General features: G+C 64.3%; 12 protein-coding genes. 9 read left to right on the top strand and 3 right to left on the bottom strand.

Annotation, left to right across the window (positions count from 1 at the left end):
• The first annotated feature begins 223 nt into the window (after positions 1-223).
• Positions 224-2,851, top strand: coding sequence for a leucine--tRNA ligase (gene leuS / locus LB565_RS11175; protein ID WP_224583833.1), 2,628 nt, complete (start codon positions 224-226; stop codon positions 2,849-2,851).
• Positions 2,838-3,419, top strand: a complete 582-nt coding sequence (gene lptE, locus LB565_RS11170) for an LPS assembly lipoprotein LptE (RefSeq protein ID WP_224583831.1) — start codon at positions 2,838-2,840, stop codon at positions 3,417-3,419. Before leuS ends, lptE begins: the two co-directional genes overlap by 14 nt.
• Positions 3,420-3,628: 209 nt before the next feature.
• Here the strand turns inward: lptE and fsa are convergent, their stop codons facing one another.
• Entirely contained in the window at positions 3,629-4,285 is a 657-nt protein-coding gene (fsa, locus tag LB565_RS11165; protein WP_224583829.1) for a fructose-6-phosphate aldolase, read from the bottom strand.
• Positions 4,286-4,375: 90 nt separating this feature from the next.
• On the opposite strand from fsa, the gene LB565_RS11160 reads away from it, so the two are divergent.
• Entirely contained in the window at positions 4,376-6,559 is a 2,184-nt protein-coding gene (locus LB565_RS11160) for a primosomal protein N' (RefSeq protein ID WP_224583825.1), read from the top strand.
• On the opposite strand, the gene LB565_RS11155 is transcribed toward LB565_RS11160, so the two are convergent.
• Positions 6,560-7,015, bottom strand: coding sequence for a type II toxin-antitoxin system VapC family toxin (locus LB565_RS11155; RefSeq protein ID WP_224583823.1), 456 nt, complete (start codon positions 7,013-7,015; stop codon positions 6,560-6,562).
• Positions 7,012-7,254, bottom strand: a complete 243-nt coding sequence (locus LB565_RS11150) for a type II toxin-antitoxin system Phd/YefM family antitoxin (protein WP_224583822.1) — start codon at positions 7,252-7,254, stop codon at positions 7,012-7,014. The genes LB565_RS11155 and LB565_RS11150 overlap by 4 nt, the downstream gene beginning before the upstream one ends.
• Before the next feature lie 67 nt (positions 7,255-7,321).
• Between LB565_RS11150 and LB565_RS11145 the strand changes: the two genes are divergently transcribed.
• From LB565_RS11145 to atpD, 6 genes are all read left to right on the top strand, one after another.
• Positions 7,322-8,017 (top strand): aspartate/glutamate racemase family protein, encoded by a 696-nt coding sequence (locus tag LB565_RS11145; protein ID WP_224583820.1) that lies wholly within the window; start codon positions 7,322-7,324, stop codon positions 8,015-8,017.
• 96 nt (positions 8,018-8,113) lie between these two features.
• Positions 8,114-8,509 carry a DUF4345 family protein gene (locus tag LB565_RS11140; RefSeq protein ID WP_224583818.1) on the top strand — a complete coding sequence of 132 codons (396 nt, stop codon included), beginning with the start codon at positions 8,114-8,116 and terminating at the stop codon, positions 8,507-8,509.
• A gap of 247 nt (positions 8,510-8,756) precedes the next feature.
• Complete coding sequence (locus tag LB565_RS11135) at positions 8,757-9,317, top strand: F0F1 ATP synthase subunit delta (RefSeq protein WP_224583816.1); 561 nt, start codon at positions 8,757-8,759, stop codon at positions 9,315-9,317.
• Positions 9,317-10,846, top strand: a complete 1,530-nt coding sequence (gene atpA, locus LB565_RS11130) for a F0F1 ATP synthase subunit alpha (protein WP_224583814.1) — start codon at positions 9,317-9,319, stop codon at positions 10,844-10,846. Before LB565_RS11135 ends, atpA begins: the two co-directional genes overlap by 1 nt.
• A gap of 29 nt (positions 10,847-10,875) precedes the next feature.
• Positions 10,876-11,763 carry a F0F1 ATP synthase subunit gamma gene (locus LB565_RS11125; RefSeq protein WP_224583812.1) on the top strand — a complete coding sequence of 296 codons (888 nt, stop codon included), beginning with the start codon at positions 10,876-10,878 and terminating at the stop codon, positions 11,761-11,763.
• A gap of 63 nt (positions 11,764-11,826) precedes the next feature.
• Positions 11,827-13,404, top strand: a complete 1,578-nt coding sequence (atpD, locus tag LB565_RS11120; RefSeq protein ID WP_224583810.1) for a F0F1 ATP synthase subunit beta — start codon at positions 11,827-11,829, stop codon at positions 13,402-13,404.
• Positions 13,405-13,438: the final 34 nt, after the last annotated feature.

The raw sequence follows: 13,438 nt of genomic DNA, 5'->3' as shown, positions 1-13,438 counted from the left end.
TGGTGAACACCGCGACGACATAGTCTCGGCTGCCGGCCTAGGCGTGTTGATATTCAGGTGATACCGGCCTGCAAATGCCGGTTTCCTGCGCTTCCGGTGCTCACGTACTTTAAGTACGCTCCGCTCCGGTTCTCGGAACCCGCCATTTTCGGCTCGGCCTGACCTGAATATCAACACGCCTTAATCCAGCACCGCGCACCTGCTTTTAAGTGAAAAACATCCGATGGCAACCGAACGATACAATCCGCGCACGTCAGAGCCCAAATGGCAGAAGGCCTGGGCCGAAAAGAAGCTGTTCGAGGCGCGCAACGACGACCCGAAGCCGAAATACTACGTGCTCGAGATGTTCCCCTATCCGTCGGGCAAGATCCATATTGGCCACACCCGCAACTACACGATGGGCGACGTGGTGGCGCGCTACAAGCGCGCCAAGGGCTTCAACGTGCTGCACCCGATGGGCTGGGACGCGTTCGGCATGCCGGCCGAAAACGCCGCCATGCAGAACAAGGTCCATCCCAAGGACTGGACCTACGAGAACATCGCGGTCATGCGCGAGCAGCTCAAGATGATGGGCCTGTCGCTCGACTGGGCGCGCGAGTTCGCGACCTGCGACGTCGACTATTACCACCGCCAGCAGATGCTGTTCCTCGACTTCGTCGAGAAGGGGCTGGTGACGCGCAAATCCTCCAAGGTCAACTGGGACCCGGAGGACATGACGGTGCTCGCCAACGAGCAGGTCATCGACGGCCGCGGCTGGCGCTCGGGCGCGCTGGTCGAGCAGCGCGAGCTGACGCAGTGGTTCTTCAAGATTACCGACTTCGCGCAGGATCTGCTGGACTCGCTCAACGGACTCGAAGAGTGGCCGGAAAAGGTCAAGCTGATGCAGCACAACTGGATCGGCCGGTCGGAAGGGCTGCTGATCCGCTGGCCGCTGGAAAAGCCGGTCGGCGATGCGCATGAGCTGGAAGTCTATACGACAAGGCCCGATACCATCTTCGGCGCCTCCTTCATGGCGGTCGCCTCCGACCATCCGCTGGCGAGAAAAGCCGCCGAGACCAATGTCGAGCTGGCGAAGTTCATCGACGAGGTCCGCCATATGGGCACCTCGGTGGCGGCGCTGGAGACGGCCGAGAAGAAGGGCTTCGACACCGGCATCCGCGTTGTCCATCCGTTCGACGAGAATTGGACGCTGCCGGTCTATGTTGCCAACTTCGTGCTGATGGAATACGGCACCGGCGCCATTTTCGGCTGCCCCTCGGGCGACCAGCGCGACCTCGACTTCGCCAACAAATACGGCCTGCCGGTGATCCCGGTGGTTATGCCGGAAGGTGCCGACGCGAAAACCTTCCAGATCATCGAGGAAGCCTATGTCGACGACGGCGTGATGATCAATTCGCGCTTCCTCGACGGCATGAAGCCCGAGAGGGCGTTTGATGAAGTGGCAAAGCTCCTGGAACAGAAAAGCATCGGCGGCCGGCCGATGGCGGAGCGCAAGGTGAATTTCCGCCTGCGCGACTGGGGCATCTCGCGCCAGCGCTACTGGGGCTGCCCGATCCCGATGATCCATTGCGAGGCCTGCGGCGTCGTGCCGGTGCCGAAGGCCGACCTGCCGGTGAAGCTGCCCGACGACATCGAGTTCGACCGCCCGGGTAACCCGCTCGACCGTCATCCGACCTGGCGGCATGTGAAATGCCCGCAATGCGGCCGCGATGCGCGGCGCGAGACCGACACGATGGATACGTTCGTCGATTCGTCCTGGTATTTCGCGCGCTTCACCGCGCCCTGGGCCAATGAGCCGACCGAGCCGAAGGCGGCCGACGAATGGCTGGCGGTCGACCAGTATATCGGCGGCATCGAGCACGCGATCCTGCATTTGCTCTATTCGCGCTTCTTCACCCGCGCCATGCGCGAGACCGGTCACCTCAATCTGGCCGAGCCGTTCAAGGGGCTGTTCACGCAGGGCATGGTGGTGCACGAGACCTACCGCGTCGGCGGCCCGTCCAACAACGGACGCTGGCTGTCGCCGGGCGAGGTCAGGCTCGAGGACGTGGGCGGCAAGCGCCGTGCCGTCGAGATCGCCACCGGCGAGGAGGCGACGATCGGCGCGCTGGAGAAGATGTCGAAGTCGAAGAAGAACACGGTGAGCCCGGAAGAGATCACCGACGGCTACGGCGCCGACACGGCGCGCTGGTTCATGCTGTCGGACTCACCGCCGGAGCGCGACGTCGAATGGACCGACGAGGGTGCGGCCGGCGCGCATCGCTTCGTGCAGCGCATCTGGCGCCTGGTGCAGATCGCGGACGAGCAGCTGCCCGGCGTGAAACCGGCGGCGGCGAAGGATGGCGATGCGGGAGCCGTTTCCAAGGCGGCGCACAAGATCCTGAAGGCGGTCGGCGAGGACATCGAGAAGCTCGGCTTCAACCGTGCGATCGCCCGCATCTACGAGCTCGCCAATGTGCTGGCCGCGCCGCTCGCCGACGTTGCCGAAGGCAAGGCCGACGACGCGCTGAAGGGCGCCTGCCGCGAAGCGGTGGAAATTTTGGTGCACATCATCGCGCCGGTCATGCCGCATCTGGCGGAAGAGTGCTGGCAGGCGCTGGGCGGCACCGAGATGGTCGCCGAGCGGCCCTGGCCGGTCTACGATCCAGCGCTGGTCGTCGACAACGAGATCGTGCTGCCGGTGCAGGTCAACGGCAAGAAGCGCGGGGATTTGACAATTGCGCGCGACGCGGATCAAGGTGCCGTCGAAAAAGCGGTGCTGGCTCTCGACTTCGTGCAAAAAGCACTGGAAGGTAAGGCTCCGCGCAAGGTGATCATCGTCCCGCAGAGGATCGTCAATGTCGTTGCCTGAACCGGTGAAGTCACAACCGGCCCGCCTGCGCGGCCGCCTGGCGGTCTGCGGCATGGCCGCCGCGCTTGCGCTGGTTTCGGCCTGCACCGTGCGGCCGCTCTATTCCAGCCAGCCGCTGTCGCCCGGATCGCAGCTCAGCGCATCCGCCGAGCTCGCCTCGATCTCGATCAAGCCGGTCAACACCCGCTACGCGCAGCAGGTGCGCAACAATCTGATCTTCGCCTTCGGGCAGGGCTCGGGCGAGCCGGCCTCGCCGGCCTACACGCTCGATCTCGGCGTCACCGAGCTGGTCGAATCGGCGGCCATCGTGCAGGTGCAGACCCAGGAAGACGAGCCGACGGCAGGCACGGTCACGCTGACCGCCAACTACGTGCTCAGGGATACCGCGACCAATACGGTGATTGCCGTCGGCAAGCGCTCGATCCCCTCGTCCTTCGACCGGCCGCGCCAGGAATTCGCGGCCTATCGTGCACAGATCGACGCCGAGAACCGCGCCGCGCGGGAATTGGCCGACCTGCTGCGGCTGTCGATCGCGCAGGACTTGGCCAAGCACGGCAAGAAAGCCTGAGGCATGTTGATATTCAGGTGAGGCCGGCCTGCAAATGCCAGTTTCCTGCGCTTCCGGTGCTCACGTACTTTAAGTACGCTCCGCTCCGGTTCTCGCAAACCGTCATTTTCGGCTCGCCCTGACCTGAATCTCAACACGCCTCCGCGCGCCGCTTGCGCCTACGAAAAAGGCCGGTCGCCCGGCCTTTTTCTTTTTCAGATCGGAGGGTGTCAGCCGATCTTCTGGCCGGTCTTGGCCCAATCGGCGAGGAAGGCGGCAAGGCCCTTGTCGGTCAGCGGGTGATTGACGAGCGCCTTCAGCGTCGCCGGCGGCGCGGTCACGATGTCGGCGCCGATCAGCGCGGCCTGCTTTACGTGGTTCACGGTGCGCACCGAAGCGGTCAGGATCTCGGTCTTGAAATCGTAGTTTTCGTAGATCTGCTTGATTTCCGAGATCAGCTCCATGCCGTCCGAGCCGGTGTCGTCGATGCGGCCGACAAAGGGCGAGATGAAGGAGGCGCCGGCCTTGGCGGCGAGCAGCGCCTGGTTGGCCGAGAAGCAGAGCGTCACGTTGACCATGCGGTTCAACTCGGTGCGGATCGTCTTGCAGGCCTTGAGGCCGTCCAGCGTCAACGGCACCTTGATGGCCACGTTCGGCGCGATCTTGGCCAGCACCTTGGCCTCGGCCATCATGTCCTTGTATTCGGTCGCCACGACCTCGGCCGAGACCGGGCCTTCGACGATGTCGCAGATCTGCTTGGTGACTTCGGAAATCTTGCCGCCCGATTTCAGGATCAGCGACGGGTTGGTGGTGACGCCGTCCAGCAGCCCCAGATCGTTGAGCTCCTTGATTTCCTTGATGTCAGCGGTGTCGACAAAAAATTTCATGGCGGTCTCCTTGGGGATTGCCGGGCGCCAGCCAGGCAGATGCGAGGGTCCCCTTTGATCTAGACCAAAGTCAGGGCAAGGTCACGCCCGATGATCGAAGATTCGCCCTTTGTCGCAGCCGCGCCCGTGCTGGTGCCGATGCCGGCCGAACGGCCCTACACCTATGCCGTGCCGCCCGGCATGCGCGTGATGCCGGGCTCGATCGTGCGCGTGCCGCTCGGGCCGCGCCAGGTCGCGGGCATCGTCTGGGACGGCGCGGTCGAAACCGTCGATGCGAAGAAATTGCGGCCGATCGAGGAGGTGTTCGACTGCCCGCCGATCGACAAGGCGATGCGCCGCTTTGTCGACTGGATCGCGCAATACACGCTCTCTGCCCCCGGTATGGTGGCCCGCATGCTGCTGCGCGCGCCGGAGGCGTTCGACCCGGAGCCATGGATCGAAGGGTTGCAGCGCACGCTTGCCGAGCCGGATCGGCTGACCGACGCGCGGCGGCGCGTGCTCGAAACCGCGGAGGGCGGCCTTGCCTGGACGCGCTCGGGTCTGGCGCATGCGGCGGGCGTCTCCTCGACCGTGATCGACGGATTGCGGGCACAGGGCGTGTTCGAGACGGTGATGATCCCGCCGCGGCCGGTGGTGGCGGCGCCTGATCCCTCTCATGCGGTGCCGGAATTGATGCCTGACCAGAAAGCGGCGGCGGAGAAGCTGCGCGCCGCTGTCGCCGCCGATGCTTTCAACGTCACGCTGCTCGACGGCGTCACTGGATCCGGCAAGACGGAAGTCTATTTCGAGGCGATAGCGGCGGCGCTCGACAAGGGCAGGCAGGTGCTGATCCTGTTGCCGGAAATTGCGCTGACGCATGCTTTCCTGGAACGTTTCCAGGACCGGTTCGGCGCCAAGCCGGCGGAGTGGCATTCCGACCTGCCGCCCCGGATGCGCGAGCGCGTCTGGCGGCAGGTGGCAGAGGGCGGCGTGCGCGTCGTCGCCGGCGCGCGCTCGGCGCTGTTCCTGCCGTTCAAGGAACTCGGCCTGATCGTCGTCGACGAGGAGCACGATCCCGCCTACAAGCAGGAAGACCGCGTCTTCTACAATGCGCGCGACATGGCGGTGGTGCGCGGCCATATCGGCGGCTTCCCTGTCGTGCTCGCCTCGGCGACGCCCTCGGTGGAAAGCCGGGTCAACGCCAGCCAGGGCCGCTACGACCGGGCCGTGCTGTCGTCGCGGTTCGCGGAAGCCGCGTTGCCCGACCTGAAGTCGATCGACATGCGGCGTTCGCCGCCCGCCCGCGGCGGTTTCCTGTCGCCGGTGCTTTTGGAGCAGATGCGGCGGACGCTGGAGAAAAACGAACAGTCGCTGCTTTTCCTCAACCGGCGCGGTTATGCGCCGCTGACGCTCTGCCGCGTCTGCGGCTATCGATTCGGCTGCCCGGTCTGCTCGGCGTGGCTGGTCGAGCATCGCTTTCGCGGCCAGCTCGTCTGCCATCACTGCGGCCACAACGAGCGCCGGCCGGAAGCCTGCCCGGAATGCGGCACGCTCTACCATCTGGTGGCCTGCGGGCCGGGGGTCGAGCGCATTGCCGAGGAGGTGGTGGGGCATTTTCCCGATGCCCGCACCATCGTGCTGTCGTCCGACCTTCTTGGCGGCGTGCGCAGGCTTCGGCTTGAACTCGAAGCCGTCGCCAATGGCGAGGCCGATATCGTCATCGGCACGCAGCTGGTCGCCAAGGGCCATAATTTTCCCGGCATGACGCTGGTCGGCGTGGTCGATGCGGATCTGGGATTGGCAAATGGCGATCCGCGCGCCGCCGAGCGCACTTTCCAACTGCTCAGCCAGGTGACGGGCCGCGCCGGCCGCACCGGCAAGAAGAGCCTCGGCCTGTTGCAGACCTACCAGCCGGATCATCCGGTGATGCGGGCGATCGTCTCGGGCGATTCGGAAGCGTTTTACGAGCGCGAGATCGCCGAGCGCGAACGGGCGGCGCTGCCGCCCTTCGGCCGGCTCGCCGGCATCATCGTCAGCGCCGCGACACGGGGCGAGGCCGAAAGCCATGCGCGGGGGTTAAGGCGCGCGGCGCCGCAGGCTACCGACCTCTTCGTGCTCGGCCCGGCCGAGGCGCCCTTGTCGCTGATCGGCGGCCGTCACCGCTTTCGACTGCTGGTGCAAGGCGAACGGCGCGCGGACATGCAAGGCTTTATTCGGGCCATGCTGGCGGAAGGGCCGAAGCTGCGCGGCTCGGTCAGGGTGCAGGTCGACATCGACCCGCAGAGCTTTTTGTAACTAGTCGGGGACTAGTGGGTCTTGCAGGATATTCCTGCACCAAACGCCCAGCGCCTCAAAGTGCCTGATATTTGCTGTTATCACAGTGAGTTCGTTGGTTGCCGCGGTGGCCGCGATCAATATGTCCGCCAGCCCCGGATTCTTTCCTTGAGCGGAGGCCGCTTCCTCCATTTGACCCGCCCTGCGCGCTATATCAGAATTGACCTCCAGAATTTGATCCGCGAAGTCTTCGATAGTTTCGTTGAGCCAGGCAGCGAGACCCTCAGCGCGTTTTGTCGCTCCGGCGCGAGCCAGCTTGCAAATGCCTTTCTCGATCTCGGTGATGGCTATAACCGGTACGAAGAGTGCTTGCTTTGCGCCCTGCGCCACGATCCAGTCGGCGATGTCTTTTGCAAGAGGCGGTTTTCCAGGCGCAAGTGCCGATAAGATGGACGTATCGATAAGATAGCCGCTCAAAGGTCGACGTCCCGCGACGGTGACGCGTTCCTTTCAAGCTCGATCCCCCCCGGATAAGTCAGAAGGAACTCTCCGAAATTTCGACGCTTGACCGGATAAAGCTTTTGCAAGTCTTCGACGGATACGATGGCCGCTGCTGGCTTGCCATGCCTAGTGATGGTAGTAGGCTCACCATTTCCCGCGGCCTCGACGAGTGCCGACAGCCCTGCCTTAGCCTCCCGAAGCTGGACGGTTTTCAAGGTTGCCTCTCTTGTAGTCTCGTGTGGTCACAATATAGAGATTGCATACCAAGGGAACAAGCCCCGGATGAAAACCCTCGGCCTCATCGGCGGCATGAGCTGGGAATCGACGGCGATCTATTACCGCCTGCTCAACGAGATCGTGCGCGAGCGGCTGGGCGGGCTGCGTTCGGCCAAGCTGTTGTTGTGGTCGTTCGATTTCGCCGAGATTGCCGAACGCCAGCATGCGGGCGACTGGGAAGGCGCCGGCACTGTTCTGGTGGAAGCCGCGCGCAAGCTGGAAGCGGGAGGCGCAGAGGGCCTGGTGATCTGCACCAACACCATGCACAAGCTCGCCGACGCGGTGCAGGCCGCCATATCGATCCCGCTCGTCCATATCGCCGACGCCACCGCGCAGGCTGTCCTCGATGCCGGCGTGAAGCGGCCGGCGCTGCTGGCAACGCGCTTCACCATGGAGCAGGATTTCTACAAGGGCCGTCTCGCCGACAAATACGGCCTGGAACCCGTGGTGCCGGACCAGGCCGGCCGCGACATGGTGCACAAGGTGATCTATGACGAGCTCTGCCAGGGCATCGTCAAATCCGAATCGAAATCCGCCTATCTCGACGAGATCGGCCGGATGCGGCGCACCGACCAGGTAGATGGCGTCATCATGGGCTGCACCGAGATCACCATGCTGATCGGCCAGGGCGATTTCGACGTTCCGGTATTCGACACCACGCGCATCCATGCCGCGGCCGCGGTCGATTTCGCGCTCGCCTGATTGCGCCGCTTCTAATGTGCCCGCCGTCCTCTGGCGCGCTTTCGTTCCCTCGCTAGAATGCCGGTGTTGAGAACAAGAAATAAGAGGGGGGAATTTATGGAGTTCGCGTTTCCGTGGCCGGCGAGCCAGGGCGAATGGCTGGCCTGGTCGAGCGCCGTCGTGACCCTGGCCCTCGGCCTGTTCCTGTTCCTGGCGCCGGGGCTTGCGTTTCGCGTGCTGCGCCTGCAGCCGAGGCCGGAGAAGGCGGCGGCGATCGCCGAGGGACGCGGCCGCATGTCGGGCTTCTACCTCGGCGTCAGCCTGTGCTGCATTCTCCTGGCGCAGCCGCTGCTCTACATGGCGCTGGGCTTCTCCTGGCTGTTCACCGCCTTCGGCCGGCTTTTGTCGATGATGTCGGACGGCGCCAACACCCCTTTCAACTGGACTTCGATCGTGCTTGAATTGGCGCTGGCGGCGCTGCCGCTGGCCTTTGCGTTCGGCTTGGTGCCGTGAATCCGCGACTAATCCAACGATTGAGCTTGGCCTTATTCGCGTGATGCGACAAAAGTGCCTGAAAACCATGCCGGACGATGCATTGCGGTCTTAAAAAGCCTGTGCTAGACGGCAATCGACTTTCGACCGGGGATAGCGGAAGCCGCGCCTCCGTGCTTGGAAAAATCGCAGTAAGGTCAAAGATTTAGCCAGAGTTTTCGCTCGCGCCAACAATCTGCGGCCTGTCAGACAAGAGAAAAGACGGTCCGTGGCCCAATCGTCATCGCCAATCTCAGCTGTCGCAGAGCGCTATGCCGGCTCGCTGTTCGAGCTCGCGCTGCAGGACAATTCGATCGCCCAGGTCGAGGCGGATCTCGGCAGCTTCGAGGCGATGCTCAACGGCAGCGACGATCTCGCGCGGCTGATCAACAGCCCGGTGTTTTCCAGCGAGGACCAGGCAAAGGCCATTGCGGCCATCGCCGACAACGCCAACATCACCGGCCTGGTCGGCAATTTCCTGCGCGTCGTCGCCAAGAACCGCCGCCTGTTCGCGGTGCCCGGCATGATCAAGGCGTTCCGCCAGATCGCCGCCGACCATCGCGGCGAGGCATCCGCCGAGGTCACCTCGGCGCATGCACTGACGGATGCGCAGCAGGCTGAACTCAAGGCGACGCTGAAGAGCATCGCCGGCAAGGATGTGGCCATCGCCATGACCGTCGATCCGTCGCTGCTCGGCGGCCTGGTCGTCAAGATGGGCTCGCGCCAGATCGATACGTCGCTCAAAACCAAACTCAATTCGCTCAAGCTTGCACTGAAAGAGGTCGGCTGATGGACATCCGCGCCGCGGAAATTTCCGCAATTCTGAAAGACCAGATCAAGAATTTCGGCAAGGAGGCCGAGGTCTCCGAAGTCGGTCAGGTTCTGTCCGTCGGTGACGGCATCGCCCGCGTCTACGGCCTCGACAATGTCCAGGCCGGTGAGATGGTCGAATTCCCGGGCGGCATCCGCGGCATGGCGCTGAACCTCGAAGCCGACAATGTCGGCGTCGTCATCTTCGGCAACGACCGCGACATCAAGGAAGGCGACACCGTCAAGCGCACCGGCGCCATCGTCGACGCGCCTGTCGGCATGGGCCTGCTCGGCCGCGTCGTCGACGCGCTGGGCAATCCGATCGACGGCAAGGGCCCGATCAAGGCAACCGAACGCAAGCGTGTCGACGTCAAGGCGCCCGGCATCATCCCGCGCAAGTCGGTGCATGAGCCGATGTCGACCGGTCTCAAGGCCATCGACGCGCTGATCCCGGTCGGCCGCGGCCAGCGCGAGCTGGTCATCGGCGACCGCCAGACCGGCAAGACCGCCATCATCCTCGACACGATGCTGAACCAGAAGTCGGTGCACGACAACGGCCCCGAGAAGGAAAAGCTCTACTGCGTCTACGTCGCCGTCGGCCAGAAGCGCTCGACCGTCGCGCAGTTCGTCAAGGTGCTGGAAGAGCGCGGCGCGCTCGACTATTCCATCATCGTCGCCGCCACCGCGTCCGATCCGGCGCCGATGCAGTTCCTGGCGCCGTTCACCGCCTGCACCATGGGCGAATATTTCCGCGACAACGGCATGCATGCGCTGATCAGCTATGACGATCTGTCGAAGCAGGCCGTCGCCTATCGCCAGATGTCGCTCCTGCTGCGCCGCCCGCCGGGCCGCGAAGCCTATCCGGGCGACGTCTTCTACCTGCACTCGCGCCTGCTCGAGCGCGCCGCCAAGCTCAATGACGACAACGGCAACGGGTCGCTGACCGCGCTGCCGATCATCGAGACGCAGGCCAACGACGTGTCGGCCTATATCCCGACCAACGTGATCTCGATCACCGACGGCCAGATCTTCCTCGAAACCAACCTGTTCTTCCAGGGCATCCGCCCTGCAGTGAACGTCGGCCTGTCGGTGTCGCGCGTCGGCTCCTCGGCGCAGATCAAGGCGATGAAGCAGGTCGCCGGCTCCATCAAGGGCGAGCTCGCGCAGTATCGCGAAATGGCTGCCTTCGCGCAGTTCGGCTCCGACCTCGACGCGGCAACGCAGCGTCTGCTCAATCGCGGTTCGCGCCTGACGGAGCTGCTCAAGCAGCCGCAATTCGCGCCGCTCAAGGTCGAGGAGCAGGTCGCGGTGATCTTCGCCGGCGTCAACGGCTATCTCGACAAGCTGGCGCTGAACCAGGTCGGCAAATTCGAGCATGGGCTGCTCAGCCACATGCGCTCAGCCGGCAAGGATGTGCTCGATGCTATCCGCAAGGAGAAGGCGCTGTCGGACGATTTGCGCGCCAAGCTCAAGGCCGAGATCGACGCCTTCGCCAAGACCTTCGCTTGAACGAAGCTGGACGGGATCAGGTTTGAAGCATGGCTTCGTTAAAAGACCTTCGTAACCGTATCGCCTCGGTCAAGGCGACGCAGAAGATCACCAAGGCGATGCAGATGGTCGCCGCGGCGAAGCTGCGTCGCGCGCAGGAAGCTGCGGAAGCAGCCAGACCCTATTCCGAGCGCATGGGCGCGGTTCTGGCCAACATCACCCAGGCGATCGGCGGCGGCGGCGATGCCCCGGCGCTGATGACGGGCACCGGCCGGGATGATGTGCACCTGCTCATCGTCTGCACCGCAGAGCGCGGCCTGTGCGGCGGCTTCAACTCGCAGATCGCGCGTCTCGCCCGCGACCACATCCGCCGGCTGCTGGCCGACGGCAAGCAGGTGAAGATCATCTGCGTCGGCAAGAAGGGCTATGACATCCTGCGCCGAGATTACGCTTCGATGATCCTGGAGCGTGTCGACCTGCGCGAAGTGAAGACGCTGGGCTTCGTCAATGCCGATGCGATCGCGCGCAAGGTCATCCACCTCTTCAACGAGGGCGGCTTCGACATCTGCACGCTGTTCTATTCGCAGTTCAAGTCGGTGATCAGCCAGATCCCGACGGCGCAGCAGATCATCCCGGCGGCGGCCGCCGGGTCGACCGCTCCCGAGGCGACCAGTGGCGGCAATGCCGTCTACGAATACGAGCCGGAACCGGGCGAGATCCTCTCCGACCTCATCCCGCGCAACATCGCGGTGCAGATCTTCCGGGCGTTGCTTGAAAACGCAGCCGGCGAGATGGGCGCCAAGATGAGCGCGATGGACAATGCGACGCGCAATGCCGGCGACATGATCAACAAGCTGTCGATCACCTACAATCGCCAGCGGCAGGCGCAGATCACCAAGGAACTGATCGAGATCATTTCGGGCGCCGAGGCGCTCTAATCACGCGCCGCGGGATACCCGGCGGGCGGCGTGAGCAACGGATAGACGAAAAGGGCAAAGACGATGGCGAAAGCAGCTACCCCGAAGACCGCGGCCAAGGAGGCACCGGCCCCGAAGGCGGCAAAGGCCCCGGCAGCAGCCGCGAAGGCCGCCGCTCCGGCGAAGAAGGCGGCCGCTCCGGCCAAGGCCGCGGCTTCCGCAGCCAGTGTTGCCGCCAAGCGCATCGGCGCCGCCGGCAAGGTCCGCCAGGTCATCGGCGCCGTCGTCGACGTGCAGTTCGAAGATCACCTGCCGGCCATTCTGAACGCGCTGGAAACCGACAATGTCGGCAACCGCCTGGTGCTCGAGGTCGCCCAGCATCTCGGCGAGAACACCGTGCGCTGCATCGCCATGGACTCGACCGAAGGCCTGGTCCGCGGCCAGGATGTCTTTGACACCGGCGCGCCGATCTCGGTTCCGGTGGGGCCTGGCATGCTCGGCCGCATCATCAACGTCATCGGCGAGCCGGTCGACGAGGCAGGCCCGGTCGACGGCGTCGAAATGCGCGCCATCCACCAGCCCGCTCCGGCCTATGTCGATCAGTCGACGGAAGCGCAAATCCTGGTCACCGGCATCAAGGTTCTCGACCTGCTCGCGCCTTACGCCCGCGGCGGCAAGATCGGCCTGTTCGGCGGCGCCGGCGTCGGCAAGACGGTGCTCATCCAGGAGCTGATCAACAACGTCGCCAAGGCGCATGGCGGCTTTTCGGTGTTCGCCGGCGTCGGCGAGCGCACCCGCGAAGGCAACGACCTCTATCACGAGTTCATCGAATCGGGCGTCAACAAGAAGGGCGGTGGCCAGGGCTCGAAGGCAGCACTCGTCTACGGTCAGATGAACGAACCGCCGGGCGCGCGCGCCCGCGTCGGCCTGACAGGCCTTACGGTTGCCGAATATTTCCGCGACCAGGGCCAGGACGTGCTGTTCTTCGTCGACAACATCTTCCGCTTCACGCAGGCGGGCTCGGAAGTGTCGGCGCTGCTCGGCCGTATTCCTTCCGCCGTGGGTTACCAGCCGACGCTGGCGACCGACATGGGCGCGCTGCAGGAGCGCATCACGACCACGACCAAGGGCTCGATCACCTCGGTGCAGGCCATCTACGTGCCGGCCGACGACTTGACCGACCCGGCGCCGGCGACGTCCTTCGCCCACCTCGACGCCACGACCGTGCTCAACCGCGCGATCTCCGAAAAGGGCATCTATCCGGCCGTCGATCCGCTGGATTCCACCTCGCGCATGCTCGACCCGATGGTCGTCGGCGAGGAGCACTACCAGGTCGCCCGTCAGGTGCAGTCGATCCTCCAGCGCTACAAGTCGCTGCAGGACATCATCGCGATCCTCGGCATGGACGAGCTTTCGGAAGAGGACAAGCAGACGGTTGCACGCGCCCGCAAGATCGAGCGCTTCCTGTCGCAGCCCTTCTTCGTCGCCGAAGTGTTCACCGGATCGCCGGGCAAGCTGGTCGACCTCGCCGATACTATCAAGGGCTTCAAGGGCCTTTGCGCCGGCGACTACGACCACCTGCCGGAAGCCGCCTTCTACATGGTCGGCGGCATCGACGAGGCGGTCGAGAAGGCGCAGCGCCTGGCGGCTGAAGCGGCATAAGAAAGCGAATAGCGAATAGGGAGTAGCGAATAGG

The sequence above is a fragment of the Mesorhizobium sp. CA14 genome (genome assembly GCF_020165195.1).
GTDB lineage: Bacteria > Pseudomonadota > Alphaproteobacteria > Rhizobiales > Rhizobiaceae > Mesorhizobium.
This window is presented reverse-complemented; position numbering and strand designations above follow the sequence as displayed.

Bases quoted from the DNA above. Each gene is read 5' to 3' on its own strand.
- LB565_RS11160 (WP_224583825.1), top strand. From the start codon at position 4,376: ATGATCGAAGATTCGCCCTTTGTCGCAGCCGCGCCCGTGCTGGTGCCG.
- atpA (WP_224583814.1), top strand. From the start codon at position 9,317: ATGGACATCCGCGCCGCGGAAATTTCCGCAATTCTGAAAGACCAGATC.
- atpD (WP_224583810.1), top strand. From the start codon at position 11,827: ATGGCGAAAGCAGCTACCCCGAAGACCGCGGCCAAGGAGGCACCGGCC.
- fsa (WP_224583829.1), bottom strand. From the start codon at position 4,285: ATGAAATTTTTTGTCGACACCGCTGACATCAAGGAAATCAAGGAGCTC.
- lptE (WP_224583831.1), top strand. From the start codon at position 2,838: ATGTCGTTGCCTGAACCGGTGAAGTCACAACCGGCCCGCCTGCGCGGC.
- leuS (WP_224583833.1), top strand. From the start codon at position 224: ATGGCAACCGAACGATACAATCCGCGCACGTCAGAGCCCAAATGGCAG.
- LB565_RS11140 (WP_224583818.1), top strand. From the start codon at position 8,114: ATGGAGTTCGCGTTTCCGTGGCCGGCGAGCCAGGGCGAATGGCTGGCC.
- LB565_RS11145 (WP_224583820.1), top strand. From the start codon at position 7,322: ATGAAAACCCTCGGCCTCATCGGCGGCATGAGCTGGGAATCGACGGCG.
- LB565_RS11125 (WP_224583812.1), top strand. From the start codon at position 10,876: ATGGCTTCGTTAAAAGACCTTCGTAACCGTATCGCCTCGGTCAAGGCG.